Raw genomic sequence first — 22,852 nt, 5'->3', positions numbered from 1 at the left:
ATCATGTACCGCTCTTTTCAATCGGTGTTGTGTGCAGCGTTGACGGTGTTTGCACTGTCTGCTGTCGCGCAAGACAAAGCGCCTGCGACGGCTATGGCTGTGCAGAGCGTCAACATCCAAGACGTCAAGCCTGACGCCAGCGATTCGCCCGGCTACGCCGAGCAAACCAATGGTGAACGCGGCAAGGTCCAACCCGGCAACAACGCGCCCATGTGGCGTGCGGTGGGTGCTGGCGTGGAAGGCTACAGCAGCCTGCCCAAGTCAGAAGCCCCAGAGGCTGGCGTGTTGATTCAACCCTTTGTGCAATACCCAGGCTCACGCCTCACCAATGGTGGTGAAGCGTGGCGTCAAGTGCGCAACAACTGGATCATTCCTTACGGCGGTTCGCTGCTGTTGATCGTGTTGGGCGCGGTGGGTGTTTTCTACTGGCGCAAAGGCATGATCAAGTTGCATGGCAAACCGACGGGTGTCGAGATTGAACGCTTCACACCGTTCGAGCGCTCAGCCCACTGGACCAATGCCATTGCGTTTGTGGTGTTGGCCTTGTCTGGCGTCACCATGGCTTTCGGCAAGTTCTTCATGCAACCGATCATTGGCGACACGCTGTTTGGTTGGATCACTTACTTGCTAAAGAATGCGCACAACTTTGCAGGCCCTCTGTTCGCGGTGTCTTTGACTGTGGTCTTTGTGACATTCTTGAAAGATAACTTGCCAAGCAAAGAAGACTTTGTGTGGATCATCAAAGGCGGCGGTTTGCTCAGCGGCCACGAGGTGCCATCGCATCGCTTCAACGCGGGCGAGAAGATCGTGTTCTGGGGTGGTGTGTTTGCCCTTGGTTTGGTCGTGGTGGCTTCGGGCTTCGTGCTCGACAAAATCATCCCCTTCCTTGTGTACGAGCGCAGCACCATGCAAATGGCGCACATGATTCACGCTGTTGCCACGCTGTTGATGATGGCCATGTTCATCGGCCACATCTACATGGGCACCATCGGCATGGAAGGCGCTTACAAAGCCATGAAGACCGGCTATGTGGACGAGACATGGGCCAAAGAGCACCACGAGCTCTGGCACGACGACATCAAGGCTGGCAAGATTCCAGCCCATCGCTCCGAAGAAACCTCGGGCACCACAGCGCACGTTTGATGCGCTGAACAGGAGAACAAAATGAACAAAGCACTCTTCGCACTGATCTTGGCTGCTGTCAGCGCCACGGCCTTTGCCAAATTGCCCGCACCCAACGACGAAGCGAAAGCCAAAGCTGCTGAAGCTGCCGCTAAGACAGCGCACGCCGGTAAAACTGACGCCTACTTGTTGTGCAAGTCGCAAGACAAAGTAGCAGCCCACGTGCAAAAGACCAACAAAGCCAAAGCAGGCAAGCCCGAGGCCACACCGCCTTGTGCTGACCCAGGCAAGTTTGTTTACACGCCACCAGAGGCCGCCGCTTCTGCGCCGGCTGCCGCTGCATCGGCCCCTGCTGTGGCTGCCGCCCCAGCGAAAGCCGCCGCACCTGCTGCACCAGCTAAGAAGTAATCCATACAGCCTTGCTGTTCATTGGGCCGCACCGAAAGGTGGCGGCCCTTTTTGTTGTAGCCTTGTCGGCTTATGTCTATTGCATCTTCTACTTCTCCTGTGTTGCCACGCCTGACCCAAGCGCAAGCTGAACTGACCCGACAGATTGACGTCGTGAACGAACATGGTGTGCGTGAACAGGTGTCCATTCCCGCCGAGCGTGCATTGACGGTCTATGTGGACAAGCGTGAAATCGTCACACTGATGACCTTGGGTGCACACCCTGAACTGCTGGTGTTAGGTTATTTGCGTAACCAACGTTTGGTGGCGACTGTGAGCGAGGTCGAATCCATCACCGTCGATTGGGACGCGGGCGAAGACGGTGCAGGCGTGGCGGCTGTCAAAACCTGTCACGGCATAGCCGACATTCAGGCACGCACCGAAAAACGCGTGGTCACCACGGGCTGCGGTCAAGGCAGTGTGTTTGGCGACTTGATGGGCGAAATCGACCACTTGGTGCTGCCTGACGCGCGCATCAGCCAAGCGCGTTTGTATGGCGTGCTCACTGCCATTCGTTTGCAAGAAACCACTTACAAATCAGCGGGCTCGGTGCATGGTTGCGCCTTGTTCAGCGGCGAGTTGATGCAAATCTTTGTCGAAGATGTGGGCCGTCACAACGCCATCGACACCATCGCAGGCTGGATGTGGATGCAAGGCGTGTCTGCCGATGCCGATTCGATTTTTTACACCACCGGCCGCTTGACCAGTGAGATGGTGATGAAGTCCGCCCAAATGGGCGTGGCCGTGGTGGTTTCGCGCAGCGGCATCACGCAAATGGGCTACGACGTGGCCACGCGTTTGCAGCTGTGCACGATTGGTCGCGCGACGAACAAACACTTTCTTTGCTATACCGCACCTGAGCGTTTGCAATTGGACCCCACGCTGGCCGTGGGCGGCGTGCACAAGGTGGCCATGACATGAACACGCATGTGCAACAAGGTGCAAGTCCATCGGGTACAGCGCAGCAAGCGTTGGTCTATTCAGGCGTGACATGGTGGACACAAGCTTGGCGTACGCTCTGGCGTGATGCCCGCGCAGGTGAACTCCGTTTGTTGGTGGTGGCCGTAGCTTTGGGTGTGGCAGCGCTCAGCTCAGTCAGCTTTTTGGCCGACCGCTTGAACGGTGGTTTGCAACGCGATGCCCGCCAACTCTTAGGCGGCGATGTGGTCGTCGTGAGCGACCAGGCCACGCCTGCGCACATCGTGCAACACGCCAAAGATGCTGGCTTGCAAGGTGTGACCACATTGAGCTTCCCCACCATGGCGCGTGGGCAATCGCAAAGCGGTGCGGAGAGCAATAGCCGTTTGGTGGCGCTCAAAGCTGTCGAGGCAGGTTACCCTTTGCGCGGCGAACTTAAAGTGGCAAGCAGCTTGGCGCAAGCGCAACTTGCATTGAACCATGACAGCACTGCCAGCGAAGGCGCCAAGCGCATCAGCCAGTCAAACGTTGAGAAAATCAGCGCCATCCCAACCCGTGGCGAGGTCTGGATCGAGCCCGCTGGCTTAGAAGCCTTGGGCCTTGACGTGGGCGACAGTGTGTTGCTGGGCAACAGCCGCTTACGCATCAGTCGCGTGCTGGTGCACGAGCCAGACCGTGGTGCAGGCTTCATGAACTTTGCACCCCGTGTGTTGATGAATAGCGGCGATTTAGCCGCCACCGCGCTGGTTCAACCCGCCAGTCGGGTGACGTGGCGCTACGCTGTAGGGGGCAGCGACGATGCTGCTAAAAACTTTTTAGCCTGGGCTGAAGCTGAGAGTAAGAAGCCCGAGGTGCGCGGTGTGCGCGTGGAGTCTCTCGAAGCGGGCCGCCCCGAAATGCGTCAAACCTTGGACCGCGCGGGTAAGTTTTTGAACCTTGTGGCCTTGCTGGCTGCATTGCTCAGTGCCGTGGCGGTGGCCTTGGCTGCACGCGCTTTTGCTGCACGTCATTTGGATGACTGCGCCATGCTGCGCGTATTGGGTTTGAGCCAACGCCACATTGCCCTGTCGTACAGCGCAGAATTTGTGTGGGTGGGCACCTTTGCCAGCGTGTTGGGGTTGGCCCTTGGCTATGCCGTGCACTTGGTGTTCGTGGCCTTGCTCAAAGGCTTGGTTGACACGGCCTTGCCTGCACCCAGTGTGTGGCCGGTGGTGTATGGCTTGGGCACAGGTTTGACCTTGTTGCTGGCGTTTGGCTTGCCACCTGTGTTGCAGCTGGCCAGCGTGCCTGCATTGCGCGTGATGCGTCGCGATGTGGGGGAACTCAAAGCCACCACGCTCAGCGTGTGGGTCTTGGGCCTCACCGGTTTTTCTGTGTTGTTGATTGCCGTCAGCCGTGATTTGAAACTCGGTCTCATGGTGGTGGGCGGCTTTGCAGGAGCGGTGCTGTTGTTTGCGGGCATGGCTTGGTTGGCTGTGCAGGTGTTGCGCCGCAGCGTGGTGGAAGGCGCGGCACCACCGTGGCTGATGCTGGCCACGCGACAGGTGAGCGCACGCCCTATTTATGCGATGGTGCAAGTGAGTGCTCTGGCCGTCGGCTTGTTGGCCTTGGCCTTGCTGGTGTTGCTGCGTACCGACCTCATCAGTAGCTGGCGCAATGCCACACCCGCCAACGCGCCGAACCGTTTCGTGATCAACATTCAGCCCATTCAGGCTGAACCGTTTTTGCAAACCTTGCGTGAAGCGGGCGTGAGCAAACCTGATTGGTATCCCATGATTCGTGCGCGTTTGGTGGCGGTGAACGGCACTACCGTTACACCCGACAGCTACACCGAAGAGCGTGCGCAGCGTTTGGTAGACCGTGAATTCAATGTGTCGTTCAACGCCACACCGCCCGAACACAACACCTTGGTGGCTGGTGCTTGGCAGGCCGAAGAGGTCGGTGGTTTGAGCATCGAAGAAGGCATCGCCAAAACATTGAAGCTCAAGTTGGGTGACAGCTTGAGTTTTGATATGGCGGGTCTGTTGCATGAGGCTCGTATCACCTCAATCCGGCGTGTGGACTGGACTTCCATGCGCGCCAATTTCTTTGTGATGTATCCCGTCAGCCGCATGACCACCGTGGCAGGCTTTGATGTGCCCACCACGTACATCGCTGCTTTCCGTGCGCCGCAGCAAGTGCCTGCGGCAGCGTCCAGCAAAATCAATTTTGATAACCAACTTATTAACCGCTTTCCCAATGTCACCAGTGTGGACATGGGCGCGACTTTGAACCAAGTCCAAACGGTGCTTGACCAAGTGGTGAGCGCCGTGGAGTTTTTGTTCTTGTTCACGCTCGCTGCTGGTTTGGTGGTGTTGTTTGCCGCTGTCACTGCGACACGGGAAGAGCGCGCGCGTGAATACGCGGTGCTCCGAGCGCTAGGTGCATCCAACCAATTGCTGGCCAATGTGCAACGTGCGGAGTTGGCAGGGGTGGGCGCACTCGCCGGTTTCTTGGCCAGTGGCGTTGCGATGGCCATGGGTTGGGGCTTGGCCCACTTTGCATTTGAGTTTGAATGGACCGCCAGCCTGTGGGTGCCTGTGCTCGGTGCCGCTGCTGGCGCATTGCTGGCGCTAGCTGCAGGTTGGTGGGGCTTGCGCGATGTGCTGCGCCGCCCGGTGGTGCAGACCCTCAGACAAGCCAGCCATTGATTGAGAATTGACAGATGCAAATCGAAGAAAAATCACCTTTTGATACCCCGTTTGAATGGCTAGGCGGCGAAGCGCGCGTGCGTGTTTTGGTTGACCGTTTTTATGACCTCATGGATTTAGAGCCCGCTTACCTAGAGCTGCGCGCCACGCACGGCCCCGACTTGGCCAATGCACGCGAACGCTTGTTCATGTTTTTGTGCGGCTGGTTGGGCGGGCCTAATTACTATGTCGAGCAACATGGCCACCCGCGCTTGCGCATGCGTCACATGCCTTTTGCCATTGGCATCAAAGAACGCGACCAATGGGTGGCGTGCATGGACCAAGCCATGGGTGAGACCGATGTGCCTGAGGGGTTGCGTACACGTTTGAAAAATAGTTTTTTCCAAACAGCGGATTGGATGCGTAACAAAGGCGTTTAAGCCCTTGTTTCTTTAAACGTTGCTCGGTCCCAGCAACACCACCAACGCCCCCGCGCCCCCATCCGAAGGCTTGGCCTGCACAAAGGCCAGTACCTCGTTTTTTTGCACCAACCAGCGCTGCACTTTGCTCTTGAGCACGGGTTCTTTGCCGGGTGAGCCCAAGCCTTTGCCGTGCACCACGCGCACGCATCGCCAGCCCATGCGTTTGGCGTCGCGCACAAATTGGCCGAGGGCTTCGCGTGCTTCGTCAGTGCGTAGGCCATGCAGGTCAAGCTGGCCCTGCAGGCTCCACTCGCCTTTGCGAAGTTTGCGTGTCACGTCCGTGCCGATGCCGGGCCGTCGGAAACTCAGTTGGTCATCCACATCCAGCAATGTGCTCACATCGAACTCGTCGCTCATGCTTTCCAGCAGCGCGGCTTGGTCGTCTAGCTCTTGCTGCAGAGGGCGGGCTGCTGGGCGTTGTGGTGTGATGAATACGCGCGCTTTGGCGGCAATCGGGTTCACGTTGCCAATTGCGGTGGTGAATAAATTGCGCTCAGCTTCGGCGCGACGTGCCGCTTCACGGCGTGCTTCTTCGGCCGCGGCGGCAGCCAACGCTGCGTCGTTCACCTGTTTGCGGATAGCGCCCAAGTCTTGCAGCGATTTGGCTTTCACAGCAACCCCTCTTCGGCCATCGACAAATATTTGCCCTGAGCCACGATGATGTGGTCGCGCACGGTCACGTCAATCAGGGCCAGTGCTTCTTGCAGGGTGCGGGTGAGTTTCATGTCAGCTTGCGAGGGTTTGACGGTGCCGCCTGGGTGGTTGTGGGCCAACACCACGCCATCGGCGCCCAAGGCCAAGGCGGTCTTGGCGACTTCGCGCGGGTAGACCATGGTTTGCGACAGCGAGCCGCGAAACATGGGCTGGTACGACAGCAGGCGGTTGTGAGCGTCAAGAAACAAAACGGCAAAGACCTCGTGTTTGAGTTGGGCGAGTTCGAGTTGGAGGTATTGTTTCACCGCATTGGGTGAATTCATCACCGTGGTTTCAGTTAATTGTTGGGTCAGGGCGCGGCGGGCCATTTCCAGCACGGCCACCAGTTGCGAGCGTTTGGCGTCGCCGCCCATGCCTTTGAAGGTTTTGAGTTCAGCGGCGCTGGCGTGGATCAGCCCGGCAAAGCCCTTGAAGCGCTCTAGCAGTTCTTGGGCCATCACAAACACGTTTTTCCCTTTGATGCCCGTGCGTAAAAACAAGGCCAGCAGCTCGGTGTCGGTCAGCGCCGAGGCCCCGTGTTTGAGCAGCTTTTCGCGGGGGCGCATCTCGGCAGGGAGCTGCGCAATGGTCATTGGTTCGGGCATTCGGTCCATAGCGAGAGCTTTCTACAATAGACGGTTCAACACAGAGAGTCCTATGACTGCATCCAACGCTCACCCTACCATCGGCCCCGCCTCTTTTTTAACGCTGCACTATCGGCTTTCGGGACCGCAAGGCGACGTCATCAATACGTTCAATGACAAACCCGCCACGCTCTCGCTGGGTTCGGGTGAGTTGTCGCCCGCGTTGGAGCAGCGTTTGATGGGGCTCGAAGAAGGCACGCGTACCACGTTTGAGCTAGCCGCTGGCTTGGCCTTTGGTGAGCGCAACCCCGACATGCAGCAATGGGTGAGCAAGAGTTTGCTCAAAGAATTTGGCGACCCCGATGAGCAATACAACGTGGGCGATGTGGTGCAGTTTCCTGCGCCCACCGGCCAAGGCTCGTTTGCGGGCGCGGTACAACAAGTGACCGACGACCAAGTGCTGTTTGACTTCAACCATCCTTTGGCCAATCAGCCCGTGACGTTTGAAGTTCACGTCATTGGTATTTTGTAAATCGCCATGAGCAACAACAGCTTGCAAGAAATCGTACTCGCCGCACCCCGTGGCTTTTGCGCAGGCGTGGACCGCGCCATCGACATCGTGGACCGTGCCCTCGAAAAGTTTGGTGCGCCCGTGTATGTGCGCCACGAGATCGTGCATAACACCTTTGTGGTGGCCGACCTCAAAAACCGTGGCGCCATCTTCATCGAAGACTTGGCCGATGTGCCCGCAGGCGCCACGTTGGTGTTCAGCGCTCACGGTGTGCCCAAGGCTGTGGAAGAAGAGGCTGCACGACGCGGTTTCACCGTGTTTGATGCCACTTGTCCCCTGGTGACCAAGGTGCATGTGGAAGTGGCCAAGCTGCACAAAGAAGGCTTCGAGTTCATCATGATTGGCCACAAAGGCCACCCCGAAGTGGAAGGCACGATGGGCCAGTTGCTCGATGGCATTTACTTGGTGGAAGACGTGGCCGATGTGGCGCACGTCAGCCCGAAGCAAACCGAGCGCTTGGCCGTGGTCACGCAAACCACGCTCAGCGTGGACGATGCGGCCCTCATCACCGAAGCCGTGGTGGCGCGCTTTCCCAACATTCGCAAGCCCAAGATGCAAGACATTTGCTACGCCACCCAAAACCGCCAAGACGCGGTGAAAGTGTTGAGCAACGAGGTCGAGTTGGTCATCGTGGTGGGCAGCCCCACCAGCTCCAACAGCAACCGTTTGCGCGATGTGGCGCAGCGCTCGGGCGCTCAAAGCTACATGGTCGACAACGCCGACGAACTCAAAGAAGAATGGTTCGCTGGCGTGACCCGTGTGGGCCTGACCGCCGGAGCCTCAGCGCCTGACATCTTGGTGCAACAAGTCATTGCCCGCATGCGCGCCTTGGGCGCCGTGTCTGTACGAACCCTCGATGGTGTGGAAGAAACCATCAAATTCCCTCTGCCCAAAGGGCTGAAGTAAAAGGACTGAAACTCAATGCTCGACATCAACCAACTGCGCCGCGACCTGCCCAGCGTCATTGCCAAACTCGAAAAGCGCAAGAACCCACAAGCATTCTTGAATGTGGATGCGTACCAAGCTTTAGAGGCTGAGCGCAAAACATTGCAGACCCGCACCGAAGAATTGCAAGCCAGCCGCAATGCGCTGTCTAAACAAATCGGCATGCTCAAAGCCAAAGGCGAAAGCGCTGACGGTGTGATGGCGCAAGTGGCCGACATCAAAACCGAACTCGATACCTCGGCCGTGCGCTTAGACGCCCTGCAAGCCGAGTTGCAAACCTTGTTGTTGGCCGTGCCTAACTTGCCGCACGACAGCGTGCCCGCAGGCGAAGACGAACACGGCAACGTGGTGCTGCGCAGCTGGAGCCCCACAGGCACCGAACCCGCACCTTTGGGCTTCGAACCCAAAGACCATGTGGACTTGGGTGAGCCTTTGGGCCTCGACTTTGAAATGGGCGTCAAGCTCTCTGGCTCACGCTTCACCGTGATGAAGGGCCAAATTGCCCGCATGCACCGTGCGCTCGCGCAGTTCATGCTCGACGTGCAAACCCAAGAGCACGGTTACACCGAGTGCTACACGCCCTACATCGTGAACGCCGACAGCCTCAAAGGCACCGGCCAGTTGCCCAAGTTTGAAGAAGACTTGTTTGCCGCCAAGAAGGGCGGCCAAGAGGGCGAAGCCACCAGCGAAAGCGCGGCGCTTTACCTCATTCCCACCAGCGAAGTGCCGCTGACCAACTTCGTGCGCGATGTGGTTTTGGCCGAAAACGAGTTGCCTATCAAGCTCACCGCACACACACCTTGCTTCCGTTCTGAAGCTGGCAGTGCTGGCCGCGACACACGTGGTTTGATTCGCCAACACCAGTTCGACAAAGTCGAGATGGTGCAAATCGTGCACCCCGACAAGAGCTACGAGACCTTGGATGAAATGACAGGCCATGCCGAGGCTGTGTTGCAAAAACTGGGCTTGCCTTACCGCGTGATGTTGCTCTGCACGGGCGACATGGGCTTTGGTGCCACCAAAACACACGACCTCGAAGTGTGGCTGCCTGCGCAAAACACCTACCGCGAAATCAGCTCGGTGTCGAACTGCGAAGCCTTCCAAGCCCGTCGCTTGCAAGCGCGTTTCAAAAACGCCCAAGGCAAGAACGAACTTGTGCATACCTTGAACGGTTCAGGCCTGGCCGTGGGCCGCACCTTGGTGGCCGTGTTGGAAAACTACCAACAAGCCGATGGCAGCATCCGCGTGCCTGAAGCGCTGCGCCCTTACATGGGTGGCGTGACAGAGCTACGCGGCTGATACAGTTCGCAAAACTTTAGGAATGAACGCTGTGAAAAAATTATTTCTTTTGCTGGTCACAGCGTTGCTGAGCGCTTGCGCGAGCACCAATGAATCGCAAACCAATGCGGACAATGGCCAGCGCCCCAGCATGGACCAATTTGGGCGCATGCCAATGCCCGTGGGCACCAAGCTGCGCACACCAGAGTCTTTGATCTTTGGTGTGGGTGAGGGCTGGTTAGGCCGTGCAGTGTTTGAGCTGCCAAATGACGCCAACGCGAGCTACAACTTCTTTGCTGAACAGCTGCCTCGTCAAGGTTGGACCATGATCGCTTCTGTACGCGGTAAGAAAAGCCTGCTCGTGTTCACACGCGCTGACCGTGCCGCCACGATTGAGATTGAAGACAGTGGTTTGTTTTCTGGTTCGCTCGCATCCATGACCGTCAGCCCCGTGGGCAGCACAGGCGGTGCATCTGCAGGTGCGGGTGTGGTGGTGCAGCCTTTGGGCGGCGCTGGCGCACGTCGCCCCTGATAGAATTGCGGCTTCGACAAACGACACCGAATCAGGAGAAGTGGCAGAGTGGTCGAATGTACTTGACTCGAAATCAAGCGTAGGGGCGACCCTACCGAGGGTTCGAATCCCTCCTTCTCCGCCAAGCCTAACAAGCACCTTAAAAAGCCGTTCGTCATCGAACGGCTTTTTTCATATTCGGCTGTCAGTCTTACAGGGCGACAGATGCCGCATCTTGAGCAATCTTCCAAGCTAGACCTCCTGCGCTACGTGGCGAAGTGGGTGGCTTTGGCGACGGTGGTTGCTGGATTGGCAGGCTCTGCCTCAGCCCTGTTTCTTTTCTCGCTTGATTGGGCGACCCAGACCCGTGAAGCCAACCGTTGGCTGATTTGGGGCTTGCCCGTCGCGGGCTTCTGTGTGGGCTGGTTGTACCTCAAGTTTGGTCAGCACGTCGAGGCGGGTAACAACTTGTTGATTGACGAAATTCACGACCCTCAAAAAGTAGTGCCTTTGCGCATGGCTCCGTTTGTGTTGGGCGGTACGGTGATTTCTCATTTGTTTGGCGCATCGGTGGGCCGTGAAGGCACGGCGGTGCAAATGGGCGGCGCACTGGCCGACCAGCTCACCCACTTTTTCAAGCTCAACCACACGGACCGTCGCATGGTGTTGATGGCCGGTATCAGTGCCGGTTTTGCCTCCGTCTTTGGTACGCCCTTGGCCGGTGCTGTGTTTGCGCTAGAAGTGCTGGCCATTGGTCGCCTGCGCCTCGATGCTTTGCTGCCCTGTGTGATCGCTGCGGTGGTGGCTGACCAAGTGGGCTTGCTGTGGGGCGTGCAACACACGCTATACGAAGTGGGCTTGGTGCCACAAATCACGGCATGGCTGCTGGTAGCCATGGTGGTGGCCGGTGCCGTGTTTGGCTTGGCTGGCAAGGTGTTTGCCGATGGCACCCACGCGTTGAGTGGGGTGATGAAAAAGCGCATTGCCTATGCACCGCTGCGCCCTTTGTTGGGCGGCACGGTGATTGCCGCTGTTGTGATGTGGGGTAGCTTTGACCGTTACATCGGTTTGGGCATTCCGGTGATGGTGGAGGCTTTCGGCCATCCCCTTGCACCCACCGACTTTTTAGGCAAGATGATGTTCACCATTGCGTCGCTGGGTTCAGGCTTTAAGGGTGGCGAAGTGACGCCTTTGTTCTACATTGGCGCCACACTGGGCAATGCCTTGGCGCCGTTGCTGGATGTGCCGTTTGCACTGTTGGCTGCGGTGGGTTTTGTGGCCGTGTTTGCAGGGGCTGCCAACACGCCCATCGCGTCGACTTTGATGGCGATGGAGTTGTTCGGTGCAGAGATCGGCGTGTTTGCCGCGCTGGCCTGTGTGATGAGCTATGTATGCTCGGGTCAATCGGGCATTTACCGCGCGCAAAGGGTGGCGCATCGCAAGACGGATGCGCCGTCTCAGCCTTCTTAGAATGGGAACTATGACGATGAATCCCGCCCGTTTGGTACCTGCCACGCTGTTTGCCGCAGCCTTGTTTGCCAGTCCAGCTTTTGCGCAGACCTTCAAAATGCCTTGCGAGGTGGAAGCCAGTATCCCGGCGATGGAAGACGTGAAGATCAAGCCGCAAAAAGTGGTGATTGAAATTCAATCCATGGGCAAAAATATCTTCCTCAAGATGAATGGCCCTGAGCCTTATTTGGTGATGGCCAACAGCTTGGCGACCGAAGAGTTCACAGGGAAGAACTTAACGACGCCCAAAGAAATGGGCGCGTTTCGCAAGCACAAGGTGACAGGGGCCGAGTCAGAGATTCGCATCGAGCAAGCCACCATCGTGGTGACCGCTTACACCGACACCACCTACATGGGTAAAAAAGTGCGTATCAACATCACAGGGCCTTGCAGCGTGCCCCGTTAAGGCCGTGCAAACAACGATGGCTCTCTGTTTAAAACCAGCACCAAAAACCGGTGCAGTTGCCCGTGATTTGCTGAATGAGCAAGTCAATCAAGCTGCTGACGACCAGCAGGGGCAAACCCACGTACACAAACACCCACAGCACAAACACCAGTGTCAGGCGGGGTTCTTCCAAGCGATGACCCATCACGGTCTCGGCTTGTCGGCGAAGGCGAAGTTTGTTCAACATGGTGTGAGGATTCTAGGCGTATGAAAGTCAACTGGGACACCTTGACCCATCCCGAGTGGGACGCACACCATGCCGCTTCTGCTGCCCCCTTGCAGCAAGACTGGGCCTATGGCTCATGCATGAAAACGCTGGGCGTGGGCGTGTTGCGCGCCTATGTCGAACAAGATGGCGCGCCCGTGGCCTTGGCTCAATTCATCGTGCGCCGTTTGGCCAGCGGTTTGGCCAACATGGCGCTGTGCTCGCTGGGGCCGGTGTGGTTGCAACCGCTGTCGGGTGCTGAGAAGGCCCGTGTTTACAAAGCGTTGAAGCAAACCATTCCTTTGAAAAATTTGCGCGTGGTCGCGTTCACGCCGCTGGAAGCGCAAAGCTCTGAACTGGGCCTCTCGCGCTGGCGTCGTGTGATGACAGGGCACAGCACCGTGATGCTGGACCTCACCCTGTCGATGGATGAGCTGCGTGCGCAGCTGGACAAACGCTGGCGTCACCGCTTGGGCGGTGCAGAAAACTCTGAGCTCACCATCCATCGCGTGGGTACCAATGCCGGCCAATACCGTTGGCTGTTGGACGCCGAAATGCAGCAACGCGAGCAACGTGGTTTGCACGGTTTGCCGCTGCACTTCTTTGACTTGTACGTGCCCTCGCGCCAACAGCCCACCAAAACCATTTTGACGATGCGCGCCGACGTGGGCCGCGACCGCGTGGCGGGCATGATGTTTTTGATTCACGGCGAAGCCGCCACCTACCAAGTGGGTTGGACCAGCGATGCGGGCCGTGACTTGCATGCCCACAATTTGATTTTGTGGAAAGGCATCGAAGAGTTGCGCGAGCGCGGTGTGCGCAAACTCGACCTCGGCGGTGTCAACACCACACGCAGTGCAGGCATTGCGCGTTTCAAAATGAGCACGGGCGGCCAAGTGCTCACCTGCGCAGGGACGTTCATTTAAACCATGCTGCGCGTCTCACACCTTGTCTGCAGCCGTGGCAACAAGCCACTGTTTGCCGACGTCAGCTTTGCCCTGCAAGCGGGCCAAGCCTTGCACCTCGAAGGCGACAACGGCGTGGGTAAAACCAGCTTGCTGCGCATCATCTGTGGCTTGTCACCCGCCGATGCGGGTGAGGTGTGTTGGCAAGACAAAACCATTCAGCAAAATGCCGTCGCGTTTCATTCATCCTTGTTTTATTTGGGCCACGGTTTGTCGCTCAAAGAAGAGCTGTCGGCTTTAGAAAACCTCATGTCTGATGCCGCAGTGTCGGGCCGCACCTTGAGCGAACCACAAGCCATGGTGGCTCTGGCCCGCATGGGTTTGCGCGGGCGCGAGCATTTGCCGCTGCGCGTGATGTCGCAAGGCCAAAAGCGCCGCACAGCGCTGGCCCGTTTGCTGGCCAGTCAAGCCCCGCTGTGGGTGTTGGACGAACCTTTTGTGGCCTTGGATGTGAAAGCAGTGGATGGCCTGCGTGGCCTGTTGGCCGAGCATGTGGCCAACGGCGGCATGGTGCTCTTTACCAGCCATCAGCCTGTGACGCTGACCCGTGCCAACGGCTCGTCGGTCGATGTGCAAACTTACCGATTGAGAGGCGTGGCATGAGTGGCGGCGCGTTCATGGCCGTGTTGCGGCGCGATTTGCTGTTGGCGATGCGTCGCAAGAGCGAGGTGCTGACCGCGGTGTTTTTCTTTGTGGTGGTGGCCGCTTTGTTTCCACTTGGCATTGGTCCAGAGCTGAACACCTTGCGCTTGGTGGCCCCGGGTGTGTTGTGGGTGGGCGCGCTGTTGTCGAGCATGTTGGCTTTGCAGCGTTTGTTTGAGGCCGATTACCGCGACGGCACGCTGGAACAAATGGCCTTGTCGCCCACGCCAATGCCCTTACTGATCAGTGCCAAACTCTTGGCGCACTGGCTCGTCTCAGGGGTGCCGTTGGTATTATTGGCGCCAGTTTTAGGGCTGCAATTTGACCTGTCGGCAGATGCCTTGGTCACCCTCACTTTGGCGCTGTTGTTGGGCACGCCAATTTTGTCTTTGGTGGGCGGCATTGGTGCCGCATTGACCTTGGGTGTGCGTGGCGGTGGGGTGTTGTTGTCGCTGTTGGTCTTGCCTTTGTTCATCCCTGTGCTGGTGTTTGGTGCTGGCGCAGTTGAGGCGCAAGCCAGTGGGTTGGGCGCACAGGCGCATTTTTCAATTTTGATGGCCATGCTTTTGCCCGCAGCCTTTTTCAGCCCGTTTGCATGTGCAGCGGCTTTACGGATCGCGTTGGAATGAAAAAAACAAACTTGTTTCACTACGCCGCACCGCAAACCTTTTATGGTTTAGCGGGCAAGGCGTGGCCTTGGTTTGCGGTGCTGGCCATCTTGCTGATGGCGGCGGGCCTATGGCTAGGCTTTGCCGTGGCGCCCACCGACTTCCAGCAAGGCGAGGGCTACCGCATCATCTTCGTGCATGTGCCTGCGAGCTGGATGTCGATGGTCATTTACTTGGCCATGGCGTTTTGGAGTGTGTTGGGCCTGACCTTCAACACCCGCCTGTCGGGCATGATGACCCGCGCTTTGGCACCGACGGGTGCCATGTTTGCGTTTCTGTCCTTGTGGACCGGCGCACTCTGGGGCAAGCCCATGTGGGGCGCTTGGTGGGTGTGGGATGCGCGCCTCACGTCTGAGTTGATTTTGTTTTTCTTGTACCTCGGCTACATCGCTTTGACGTCGGCCATTGACGACACGCGTCGCAGCGACCGCGCGGGTGCACTCATTGCCATCGTGGGCGCGATCAACGTGCCCATCATTTATTTTTCAGTGAAGTGGTGGAACACCTTGCACCAAGGTGCCTCGGTGTCGCTCACCAAAGCCCCCAGCATGGCTGAAATCATGTTGTGGAGCATGTTGCTGATGGCCTTGGCATTTTGGTTTTACACCGTGGCCCTGGTGCTGTACCGCGTACGTACCCTCATCTTGCAGCGTGAGAGCCATGCCAGTTGGGTACACGAACTCGATGAGGTGAAGCCATGAGATGGGAAAGCTGGAGCCAGTTTTGGGCCATGGGCGGCTATGCCGTGTATGTGTGGGGCAGCGTGGGCGTGACCGCTTTGCTGCTGGCGCTGGAAGTGCTGCAAGCGCGTTGGGCGCACCGCGTGGTGCTGAATCAATTGAAAGCCGAGCAGGCCGTGGCTCAATTACCTGTTGAAGAGTTGATGTGATGAAACCCAGAACCAAACGATTTGCACTCATTGCCGCTGGCATCGTGGTGTTGTGCGCGGCAGCGGCTTTTGTGCTGAACGCCTTCCAAAGCAATTTGGTGTTTTTCTTCACACCCACGCAAGTGAGCAAGGGCGAAGCACCCAAGGGCCGCACCTTTCGCGCGGGCGGTATGGTGAAAGAAGGCAGCTTGGTGCGCGATGGCAACACCGTCCGCTTTGTGATCACCGACACCGTGCACGAAATGCCCGTGACCTATGTAGGCCTGTTGCCCGATTTGTTCAAAGAGGGCAAAGGCGTCGTGTCGCAGGGCAAACTGGGTGAAGACGGCATATTTGTAGCCAGTGAAGTGTTGGCCAAGCATGACGAAAACTACATGCCTCCTGAGGCCCAACACGCGATGGACGAAGCGGCTGCTGCCAAAGCGGCCAAGTCTGTGCAAACGCCAGCCCCCATCAAAGGCAATCCATGATTCCAGAACTCGGTAATTTCGCGCTCATGCTCGCTGCTGTGGTGGCCGTGATGCAAGGCGTGTTGCCCATTGCAGGCACCTTGGTGCGGAACTCGCAAACACAAATCACGTTGCAATCGTTGGCTCGCCCCACGGCTGCTTTGCAATTCGTGTTGGTGGCGTTTGCGTTTGGTGCATTGGCTGCTTCGTTTTTGAACAACGATTTTTCGGTGTTGTATGTGTCGCAGCATTCCAATTCCTTGCTACCCAAGCCCTACCAATTTGCGGCGGTATGGGGTGGCCATGAAGGTTCGCTCTTGCTGTGGGTGTTGTTGTTGTCGCTGTGGACCGTGGCTGTGGCGGTGTTCTCGCGCAGCTTGCCACTCGACATGGTGGCCCGTGTGATTGGCGTGTTGGGTTTGATTTCGGTGGGCTTCTTGCTGTTCATCTTGACCACCTCCAACCCGTTTGAGCGTTTGTTGCCAGCGGCCATGGATGGCAAAGATTTGAATCCCTTGCTGCAAGACCCAGGCTTGGTCATTCACCCGCCCATGCTCTACATGGGCTATGTGGGCATGGCCGTGGCATTTGCGTTTGCGGTGTCTGCTTTGATGAGTGGTCGCTTAGATGCGGCGTGGGCGCGTTGGTCGCGCCCATGGACGGTGGTGGCTTGGACCTTCCTCACCTTTGGCATTGGCCTCGGTTCTTGGTGGGCGTATTACGAACTCGGCTGGGGCGGCTGGTGGTTTTGGGACCCCGTTGAAAACGCCTCACTCATGCCTTGGTTGGTTGGCACGGCACTCATTCACTCGTTGATGGTGACCGAGAAACGCGGCAGCTTCAAAGCATGGACGGTGTTGCTGGCCATTGCCGCTTTTTCGCTGTCGCTGCTAGGGACGTTCTTGGTTCGTTCAGGCGTGCTCACCTCGGTGCACGCGTTTGCGTCTGACCCCAAGCGCGGTGTGTTTATTTTGGTGTTCTTGGCGGTGGTGGTGGGCGCGTCGCTCACGCTGTTTGCTTGGCGTGCGCCACGCGTGGCCTTGGGTGGCCGCATGGAGTTGGTGTCGCGTGAATCGTTCTTGTTGGCCAACAGCGTGTTGTTGGTGGTGGCCACTGCGGCGGTGTTGCTGGGCACGATTTACCCGCTCATCATTGATGCACTCAATATGGGTAAGTTGTCGGTGGGGCCGCCTTACTTCAATGCGGTGTTTGCACCGTTGCTCGTGCCGACTGTGTTTTTGATGGTTCCGGGTTCGGTGGCGCGTTGGCGTGATGCCAATGTGCGTGAGATTGCCCACAAGTTGCGTTGGACCTTTGCTGGCGCGGTTGCGCTGGCCGTGCTCTTGCCGTTTGTGTTGGGTGGTTGGTCCATCGGTGCGGCGTTTGGTTTGTTCCTCGGTTGCTGGGTGGCTTTGGGTACAGCGCAACAAGTGATTGAGCGTGTGGGTAAGCCGGGGCGTATTGGCGCATCTTTCTGGGGGCAACACATCGCGCACTTGGGCATGGCGGTGTTGGTGATTGGCATCACGGGTGTGAAGTGTTACGAGGTCGAGCGCGATGTGCGCATGCAAATTGGTGACGTGGTCACCATCGCGCCTTACACCTTCCGCTTGAATTCGCTCGACGAAGTGCGTGGCCCCAACTACAAGGCCGTGCGTGCCGATGTGCAAGTGCTGCGCGACGACAAGGTCATTGAAATTTTGCAGCCTGAAAAGCGCCGCTATTTCTCATCGGCCATGGCGATGACCGAAGCGGGCATTGACTCGGGCTTCATGCGCGATTTGTATGTGTCGTTGGGCGAGCCGCTGGATGACGCACGCACCGAGTGGAGCATGCGGGTGTACTACAAACCGTTTGTGCCGTGGCTGTGGGGCGGTGTGTTGCTGATGGTGTTGGGTGGCGTGTTGGCTGCACTGGACCGGAGATACCGCAAATGAAAAAAGTTTTGATTCCGCTGGTGTTGTTCATCGGCTTGGTGGTGTTTTTGGCCGTGGGCTTGAAGCGCGACCCGCGTGAAATCCCGTCGCCCTTGATTGGCAAGCCAGCGCCACATTTCACCTTGTTCACACTCGAGCCGGGCGATGCCAAGTTCTCACCCGTGGACATGCAGGGCCAAGTGTGGATGCTCAATGTATGGGCCACCTGGTGTGTGGCGTGCCGCGAAGAGCACCCTGTGCTTGTGGCGTTTTCAGAAAAAAACCAAGTTCCTATCGTGGGCCTGAGCTACAAAGAAATTCAGCCGCAAGACCCCGCCTACAAATCGCCGTTTGACGAAAAGCTCAAGCTCGCACGCGAGCGCAGCCAAGTCTGGCTCAAACGCCATGGCAACCCGTATGTGACGTCGGTCATGGACCTGGATGGCCGCGTGGGCATTAATTACGGCGTGTACGGCGTGCCCGAGACCTACGTCATCGACAAGGCCGGTGTGATTCGCTACAAGTTTGTGGGCGCTGTCACCCCCGCGTTGTTGGCTGACAAAGTCTTGCCTTTGATTGCGGAGTTGAACAAGTCATGAAGCGCATTGTTGTTCGTGTCGCGATGGCGATGAGCCTTGTGTTGTTTGCATCTGTCAGCACAGGCCGCGAGGCGGTACCCATGGCGGACGACCCCAAGCTCGAAGCCCGCTTGGTGGACATCTCGCAAGAGCTGCGTTGTTTGGTGTGTCAAAACGAATCTTTGGCTTCCTCGCATGCCGAGTTGGCGGACGACTTGCGTCAAGAAGTGCGCGAGCTGATTCGTGCGGGTAAGTCTGACCAAGAAATCAAAGACTTCTTGGTGGCACGTTATGGTGACTTTGTGTTGTACCGCCCCGAGGTCAAGCCTTTGACATGGGTGTTGTGGTTTGGCCCGTTTTTGTTGCTGGTCATCGCTGCCATCTTCCTCGGTGTCTATTTGCGCCAGCGCCGCGCCTTGGCCGCACCTGCCGCTTTGAGCGATGAAGCGCGCGAACGCGCCAAACAACTGTTGAAAGGTTGATGTGAATCCCGCACTCGCTTTTATTTATGTCGCCGTGGCCATGATGGCCGTGGTGTTGGTCGTGTTGAGTGTGGCGCTTTGGCGTGGTTCGCAACAAGGCGCGCGCTTGGCCGCACATCAAGCCGATGCCATCAATGACCCCGCCAAAGCCAACGCCGCGGTGTACCGCGACCAACTGGCCGAGTTGGACCGCGAATACGTGATGGGCAACTTGAACTACGAAGAACTCAAAGCCGCGCGTGATGAGTTGTCTGAACGTTTGTTGGCCGATGTCGCTGGCCTTGATGAAACTGTCCAGCCTGCACCCCCTACGTCTACCGTGGTGTGGCAAAAGCCTTGGCTCAGTATTGCGGTGCTGGTGTTTGTGGTGCCTGTGTCGTCCATGCTGATGTACAGCGTGTTGGGCGAGCCCGCCGCCTTGGACCCGATGGCTTTGAAGCAAGGTGTGGATTCATCCGCTGAAGTCACACCCGAGAAATTGACCGAAATGGCCACGGCCTTGACCCGCCGTTTGCAAGACGAACCCAACAGCATGGAAGGCTGGGTCATGCTCGGTCGCGTTCAACGCGCGCGTGGCCATTTTGAAGAGTCTGCTGAGGCCTTTGCCAAAGCCTTGGCCTTGAGCCGCGATGACAACTTGTCGATTGAACGTGCTGAAGTGTTGGCGCAAAAGAACGGCGGCAGTTTCGCAGGCGAGCCTTGGTCCATCATCCAGCGCGTGCTCACCGCAGACCCGCATCACCTCAACGCCTTGTTCTTGGCGGGCAGTGCGTCTTATGCGGAGATGAATTTCACCACCGCCTTGCGTTATTGGGAGCGTGCCCGTGAGGTTGTGCCTGCTGATTCACCTGATGCGCCAGAGCTAGACCGTGCCATTGCAGAGGCGCGCAACAAATTGGGCCTGCCTGCTATTCCGCCACGTGCGGCAGAGCCAGCGGCTAACTTGCAAGCCAGTCAGGCGACCCTCGCAGCGACCAGCATCAGCGGCCGCGTGACCTTGGTGAAAGAACTCAAAGGCTTGGTGGCCCCCACGGACACCGTGTTTGTGTATGCCACGCCTGTGACGGGTTCACGCATGCCTGTGGCCATCGTGCGCACCACGGCAGACAAACTGCCTTTGGACTTTGTGCTCGACGACAGCACTGCGATGAACCCCAGCGTCAAGCTCTCGAGCATGGACGAGGTCACGGTGCGCGTGCGCATCTCCAAGAGCGGGCAAGCCACTGCGCAACCGGGTGACTACGGCGTGAGCCTCACGCCTGTGAAGCCGGGCAGCAAAGGTTTGAACTTGATGGTGCGTGACACCTTGCAAGCCACGCCTTAATCACACGCGGCACAGGCCAACAAAAAGCCCCGCAGTTTTGAAAACTGCGGGGCTTTTTGTTGGGCGGGGTGCTGGTTACAGCAAGCCGTTCATGCGTGCGAAGTGCAGCGTTTGCGTGCGGCTTTTCACGTCCAAGCGACGGAACAAGCGCCACAGGTGAACCTTCACCGTGTGTTCGCTGATGTCCAGCTCGGCGGCAATGTCGCGGTTGCTCAAACCACGGTCCAACATGACGATGAGTTGCTTTTGGCGCTTAGACAATTTGGTCTCGCCCACAGCCACTACTTCTTCGTCACCGTTCTCAGCGGCAAACAAACCTTGGATGGCAGAGGAGATTTCGTTGGCCGCCGTGGACTTCTCGATGTAAATGTCGGCACCGGCTTCGATGCATGTTTCTTCCGCTTCGCCAGCAGGCATCGAAGAAATCACGGCCAAGGGCACGGTGGCGTACATGGTTTTGATTTCTTTGACAGCTGACGTGCCTTTCACGCCAGGCAGCAACAAGTCGAGCACAAACAACTCTGGCTCACCGTTTTTGATGATGGCAGCTTGCAATTCGCTGAATTTCTCTAATTCGATCACTTTCGATGCGGGACGCATACGGCGCAACAACATGGCAATGGCTTGGCGAACCAAAGGATGGTCGTCAATGATGTACATACTCATTTTTATTACTCCTGAATCAATATTAGTAGTTTAGCCCCATTGCAGATCGGACATCCTGCATGGTTTCCCGAGCTGTGATGCGTGCTTTTTCAGTACCTGCATCGACGATGTCGCGGACAATTTTGGGGTTGGTGATGTACGGTTCCGCACGTTCGAGCATGGGCTGTTGCTCACGCAAGATGGCTTCAATGATGGGTTGTTTGCAGTCCAAGCAGCCAATGCCTGCGGTTTTGCAGCCTTGGGAGACCCACTGGCGTTGGCCTTCGTCGCTGTAGACCAGGTGAAATTGCCACACGGGGCACTTGTCGGGGTCGCCCACGTCGGTGCGCTTTTGGCGCGCGGGGTCGGTGGGCATGCGCTTGACCTTGTGCTCCAGCGTGGCGCGGTCTTCGCGAATGGCAATCGAGTTGTTGTAACTCTTGCTCATCTTGGCACCATCCAAGCCTGGCAGTTTGCTGGCTTGGGTGTACAGCGCGTGTGGTTCGGTCAAGATGACTTTGCCTGTGCCCTTGAAGTAGCCGCCCAAGCGCTCGCGGTCTTGCTCGTCCAATTCAGGCGCTGATGCGATATAGCCCAACGCGCCTTCCATGGCCTTGGCATCGCCTGTTTCTTGGTAGGCCTTGCGTGCTTTCTCGAAGCGCTTGACGCTGTCTTTGGGCAGTTTGGCCAGCGAGGCTTGCACTTTTTCTTCCGCGTTGATTTCGCGGCCATACAAGTGGTTGAAGCGGCGCGCGGCTTCACGCGTCAGCTCGACGTGGCTGGCTTGGTCTTCGCCCACAGGCACGTGCTTGGCTTTGTAGATCAAGATGTCGGCTGCTTGCAGCAGCGGGTAGCCCAAGAAGCCGTAGGTGGCCAAGTCTTTGTCCTTGAGCTTTTCTTGCTGGTCTTTGTAGGTGGGCACGCGCTCCAACCAACCCAGCGGTGTGCCCATGGCCAAGAGCGTGAACAACTCAGCGTGTTCAGGAATACGGCTTTGCAAAAAGATGGTGCAAGCGTTGGGATCAAGGCCAGCAGCGAGCCAGTCAATCACCATCTCATACACGTTCTTCTCAATCACTTCGCGGTTTTCGTAGTGCGTGGTGAGGGCGTGCCAGTCGGCCACGAAGTAGAAGCAATCCATCTCGGACTGCAAACGCACCCAGTTTTTCAAAGCACCGTGGTAGTGACCCAAATGCAAGGCACCCGTGGGGCGCATGCCGGAGAGAACGCGTTCTTTCATGTTCAAGGCTTCAGTAAAAATTCAAACGGACTGAGCATGAGGCTCAGCAACTCAAAGGTGAGCGACATGATGGGCGCCATCCACAAGGTGTCGACGACTTTCAAAATGACCAAGGCCATCACGATGTAAAAGCCATAAGGCTCAACGCGCGACAGCCACACGGCTTGCTTCCAAGGCAGCAAGCCCACCAAGATGCGTCCCCCGTCGAGCGGCGGCAGCGGAAATAAATTGAAGGCAAACATCACGGCATTCACTTTGACGCCAGCTTTGCAGACCTCGATGAAATAGCGTTCTTCTACGCCTGCGGCGATCAGCCCGTACATGGCGAAGGCCCACACAAAGGCTTGGATGAAGTTGACAGCCGGGCCTGCAAGGGCCACCCAAACCATGTCGCGCTTGGGATGGTGCAAGCGGCTGAAGTTCACGGGCACAGGTCGCGCATAGCCAAATAAAAAGTTGCCGCCCGTCGCCAAGAACAACACGATGGGCATGACCAGCGTGCCCATGGGGTCGATGTGCGGCATGGGGTTGAGCGTCACGCGCCCCATCATCCAGGCCGTGTTGTCGCCGCGTAAGTGCGCGACGTAGCCGTGGGCGGCCTCGTGCAGCGTGATGGCAAACACCACGGGCAGGCCGTAAATCAGAATGGTTTGAATCAGGTCAGGGAAATTCACG

The 22,852-nt window shown here is 57.6% G+C and carries 27 protein-coding genes and 1 tRNA gene; 22 read left to right on the top strand and 6 right to left on the bottom strand.

Features of this window, described 5'->3' with window-relative positions; genetic code table 11:
- Positions 1 to 3: 3 nt before the first annotated feature.
- From QMG15_RS10745 to QMG15_RS10725, 5 genes are all read left to right on the top strand, one after another.
- The gene (locus QMG15_RS10745) at positions 4 to 1,143 is read left to right on the top strand and encodes a formate dehydrogenase subunit gamma (RefSeq protein ID WP_281788601.1); all 1,140 of its coding nucleotides are present in this window, start codon (positions 4 to 6) and stop codon (positions 1,141 to 1,143) included.
- Between the two features lie 21 nt (positions 1,144 to 1,164).
- Positions 1,165 to 1,530 carry a hypothetical protein gene (locus QMG15_RS10740; protein ID WP_108358240.1) on the top strand — a complete coding sequence of 122 codons (366 nt, stop codon included), beginning with the start codon at positions 1,165 to 1,167 and terminating at the stop codon, positions 1,528 to 1,530.
- Positions 1,531 to 1,602: 72 nt separating this feature from the next.
- Complete coding sequence (locus QMG15_RS10735; RefSeq protein ID WP_281788600.1) at positions 1,603 to 2,490, top strand: formate dehydrogenase accessory sulfurtransferase FdhD; 888 nt, start codon at positions 1,603 to 1,605, stop codon at positions 2,488 to 2,490.
- Entirely contained in the window at positions 2,487 to 5,177 is a 2,691-nt protein-coding gene (locus tag QMG15_RS10730) for an FtsX-like permease family protein (protein ID WP_281788599.1), read from the top strand. The genes QMG15_RS10735 and QMG15_RS10730 overlap by 4 nt, the downstream gene beginning before the upstream one ends.
- A 14-nt stretch (positions 5,178 to 5,191) precedes the next feature.
- Complete coding sequence (locus QMG15_RS10725; protein ID WP_281788598.1) at positions 5,192 to 5,596, top strand: group II truncated hemoglobin; 405 nt, start codon at positions 5,192 to 5,194, stop codon at positions 5,594 to 5,596.
- Positions 5,597 to 5,608: 12 nt separating this feature from the next.
- Here QMG15_RS10725 and QMG15_RS10720 read toward each other — a convergent pair whose 3' ends face one another.
- Positions 5,609 to 6,250 carry a Smr/MutS family protein gene (locus tag QMG15_RS10720; RefSeq protein WP_281788597.1) on the bottom strand — a complete coding sequence of 214 codons (642 nt, stop codon included), beginning with the start codon at positions 6,248 to 6,250 and terminating at the stop codon, positions 5,609 to 5,611.
- Entirely contained in the window at positions 6,247 to 6,924 is a 678-nt protein-coding gene (gene radC, locus QMG15_RS10715; RefSeq protein WP_281790124.1) for a DNA repair protein RadC, read from the bottom strand. The genes QMG15_RS10720 and radC overlap by 4 nt, the downstream gene beginning before the upstream one ends.
- Positions 6,925 to 6,988: 64 nt before the next feature.
- Between radC and QMG15_RS10710 the strand changes: the two genes are divergently transcribed.
- From QMG15_RS10710 to QMG15_RS10680, 7 genes are all read left to right on the top strand, one after another.
- Positions 6,989 to 7,447, top strand: coding sequence for an FKBP-type peptidyl-prolyl cis-trans isomerase (locus tag QMG15_RS10710; protein ID WP_108358235.1), 459 nt, complete (start codon positions 6,989 to 6,991; stop codon positions 7,445 to 7,447).
- Between the two features lie 6 nt (positions 7,448 to 7,453).
- Entirely contained in the window at positions 7,454 to 8,392 is a 939-nt protein-coding gene (gene ispH / locus QMG15_RS10705; protein WP_281788596.1) for a 4-hydroxy-3-methylbut-2-enyl diphosphate reductase, read from the top strand.
- Positions 8,393 to 8,407: 15 nt separating this feature from the next.
- Positions 8,408 to 9,730, top strand: a complete 1,323-nt coding sequence (serS, locus tag QMG15_RS10700; RefSeq protein WP_281788595.1) for a serine--tRNA ligase — start codon at positions 8,408 to 8,410, stop codon at positions 9,728 to 9,730.
- 31 nt (positions 9,731 to 9,761) lie between these two features.
- Positions 9,762 to 10,241, top strand: a complete 480-nt coding sequence (locus QMG15_RS10695; RefSeq protein WP_281788594.1) for a hypothetical protein — start codon at positions 9,762 to 9,764, stop codon at positions 10,239 to 10,241.
- A 34-nt stretch (positions 10,242 to 10,275) separates the two neighbouring features.
- Positions 10,276 to 10,365, top strand: a tRNA-Ser gene (locus QMG15_RS10690).
- Between the two features lie 80 nt (positions 10,366 to 10,445).
- Entirely contained in the window at positions 10,446 to 11,690 is a 1,245-nt protein-coding gene (locus QMG15_RS10685; protein ID WP_281788593.1) for a voltage-gated chloride channel family protein, read from the top strand.
- A gap of 10 nt (positions 11,691 to 11,700) precedes the next feature.
- On the top strand, positions 11,701 to 12,135 hold the full coding sequence (locus QMG15_RS10680) for a hypothetical protein (protein WP_281788592.1): 435 nt from the start codon (positions 11,701 to 11,703) through the stop codon (positions 12,133 to 12,135).
- Between the two features lie 28 nt (positions 12,136 to 12,163).
- Here the strand turns inward: QMG15_RS10680 and QMG15_RS10675 are convergent, their stop codons facing one another.
- Entirely contained in the window at positions 12,164 to 12,361 is a 198-nt protein-coding gene (locus QMG15_RS10675; protein ID WP_108358175.1) for a hypothetical protein, read from the bottom strand.
- A 20-nt stretch (positions 12,362 to 12,381) separates the two neighbouring features.
- Here QMG15_RS10675 and QMG15_RS10670 point away from each other — a divergent pair, with 20 nt between their 5' ends.
- The 10 genes from QMG15_RS10670 to ccmI are packed head-to-tail and all read left to right on the top strand — an operon-like array spanning position 12,382 to position 20,292.
- Positions 12,382 to 13,305, top strand: coding sequence for a GNAT family N-acetyltransferase (locus QMG15_RS10670; RefSeq protein ID WP_281788591.1), 924 nt, complete (start codon positions 12,382 to 12,384; stop codon positions 13,303 to 13,305).
- 3 nt (positions 13,306 to 13,308) lie between these two features.
- Positions 13,309 to 13,947, top strand: coding sequence for a cytochrome c biogenesis heme-transporting ATPase CcmA (ccmA, locus tag QMG15_RS10665; RefSeq protein WP_281788590.1), 639 nt, complete (start codon positions 13,309 to 13,311; stop codon positions 13,945 to 13,947).
- A complete protein-coding gene (gene ccmB, locus QMG15_RS10660; RefSeq protein WP_281788589.1) occupies positions 13,944 to 14,615 on the top strand; it encodes a heme exporter protein CcmB in 672 nt (223 codons plus the stop codon). The genes ccmA and ccmB overlap by 4 nt, the downstream gene beginning before the upstream one ends.
- Entirely contained in the window at positions 14,612 to 15,355 is a 744-nt protein-coding gene (gene ccmC, locus QMG15_RS10655; RefSeq protein ID WP_281788588.1) for a heme ABC transporter permease CcmC, read from the top strand. The genes ccmB and ccmC overlap by 4 nt, the downstream gene beginning before the upstream one ends.
- Positions 15,352 to 15,543 (top strand): heme exporter protein CcmD, encoded by a 192-nt coding sequence (gene ccmD, locus QMG15_RS10650; protein ID WP_108358171.1) that lies wholly within the window; start codon positions 15,352 to 15,354, stop codon positions 15,541 to 15,543. Before ccmC ends, ccmD begins: the two co-directional genes overlap by 4 nt.
- Entirely contained in the window at positions 15,543 to 16,013 is a 471-nt protein-coding gene (gene ccmE, locus QMG15_RS10645) for a cytochrome c maturation protein CcmE (protein ID WP_108358170.1), read from the top strand. Before ccmD ends, ccmE begins: the two co-directional genes overlap by 1 nt.
- The gene (locus QMG15_RS10640) at positions 16,010 to 17,929 is read left to right on the top strand and encodes a heme lyase CcmF/NrfE family subunit (RefSeq protein WP_281788587.1); all 1,920 of its coding nucleotides are present in this window, start codon (positions 16,010 to 16,012) and stop codon (positions 17,927 to 17,929) included. Before ccmE ends, QMG15_RS10640 begins: the two co-directional genes overlap by 4 nt.
- Positions 17,926 to 18,507 (top strand): DsbE family thiol:disulfide interchange protein, encoded by a 582-nt coding sequence (locus QMG15_RS10635; RefSeq protein ID WP_108358168.1) that lies wholly within the window; start codon positions 17,926 to 17,928, stop codon positions 18,505 to 18,507. Before QMG15_RS10640 ends, QMG15_RS10635 begins: the two co-directional genes overlap by 4 nt.
- Entirely contained in the window at positions 18,504 to 18,968 is a 465-nt protein-coding gene (locus tag QMG15_RS10630) for a cytochrome c-type biogenesis protein (RefSeq protein ID WP_108358167.1), read from the top strand. The genes QMG15_RS10635 and QMG15_RS10630 overlap by 4 nt, the downstream gene beginning before the upstream one ends.
- A gap of 1 nt (position 18,969) precedes the next feature.
- Positions 18,970 to 20,292, top strand: a complete 1,323-nt coding sequence (gene ccmI, locus QMG15_RS10625; RefSeq protein WP_281788586.1) for a c-type cytochrome biogenesis protein CcmI — start codon at positions 18,970 to 18,972, stop codon at positions 20,290 to 20,292.
- Between the two features lie 75 nt (positions 20,293 to 20,367).
- Here ccmI and QMG15_RS10620 read toward each other — a convergent pair whose 3' ends face one another.
- From QMG15_RS10620 to QMG15_RS10610, 3 genes are read right to left on the bottom strand one after another with little or no spacing between them, the layout of a single operon-like run.
- Complete coding sequence (locus QMG15_RS10620) at positions 20,368 to 20,958, bottom strand: response regulator transcription factor (protein ID WP_281788585.1); 591 nt, start codon at positions 20,956 to 20,958, stop codon at positions 20,368 to 20,370.
- Between the two features lie 22 nt (positions 20,959 to 20,980).
- On the bottom strand, positions 20,981 to 22,177 hold the full coding sequence (locus QMG15_RS10615; protein WP_281788584.1) for a tryptophan--tRNA ligase: 1,197 nt from the start codon (positions 22,175 to 22,177) through the stop codon (positions 20,981 to 20,983).
- Between the two features lie 2 nt (positions 22,178 to 22,179).
- Entirely contained in the window at positions 22,180 to 22,851 is a 672-nt protein-coding gene (locus QMG15_RS10610; RefSeq protein ID WP_108358163.1) for a site-2 protease family protein, read from the bottom strand.
- Position 22,852: the final 1 nt, after the last annotated feature.

Origin of the sequence: Limnohabitans sp. INBF002, from assembly GCF_027924905.1 — a bacterium.
Lineage (GTDB): Bacteria > Pseudomonadota > Gammaproteobacteria > Burkholderiales > Burkholderiaceae_C > Limnohabitans.
The sequence above is the reverse complement of the archived record's forward strand: the minus strand, read 5'-3'. Positions and strand labels throughout refer to the sequence as shown.